The organism is Cupriavidus sp. 01T418, from assembly GCF_056398885.1.
In genome coordinates this window covers 1-567 of record NZ_JBFTQG010000156.1, presented here as the reverse complement: position 1 = coordinate 567, position 567 = coordinate 1, and the positions used below count along the sequence as shown (strand labels likewise).

General features: G+C 60.8%; 1 protein-coding gene. It reads right to left on the bottom strand.

Annotated elements, in window-relative coordinates; translation table 11 throughout:
* A partial coding sequence (locus AC1DQ3_RS36685; protein WP_477124973.1) for a M20/M25/M40 family metallo-hydrolase occupies window positions 1–567 on the bottom strand: 567 nt, incomplete at both ends.

Sequence of the window (567 nt, the reverse complement as noted above, 5' to 3'; positions counted from 1 at the left end):
GTTTTCGGTTAGCGGGTAACTGCTGAGGGTTGTGAACTCGGGCGGCCGCTCGGCATTGGAGGCATCGCACTCAGCGCAGCAAATTCGCTTGACGGACGACAGCATGTACTCGCGAACATCTTCGTCGAAGGTGCGCATATTAAGCTTGATCGTGGCATCGTCAGGAATGATGTTCTCCTTGGTGCCGGCCTGCAGCGAGCCAATGGTCAACACTGCATTGTCCAGCGGCGAGATTTCACGCGAAACGATGGTTTGCAGGCGCAGCGTGGTGGCGGCGGCCATGATCACCGGATCGATGGCGGTCTGCGGCTGCGAGCCGTGTGAGCCGCGGCCGAATAGTTTGATCTTCAGGCTGTCACCGGCTGACAGGATGACACCCGGGCGGTAGCTGACCGTGCCACTCAGCCCCACCATCACATGCTGCCCCAAGATAATGTCTGGCTTGGGGAGGCGCTCCTCGCCCCAATCCTGAACCATGCTCGCCGCACCCCGGCCCACTTCCTCGCCGGGCTGGAACACGAGCATGACAGTGCCTTGCCAGGCGTCGCGATGCTCTGCAAAAATGCG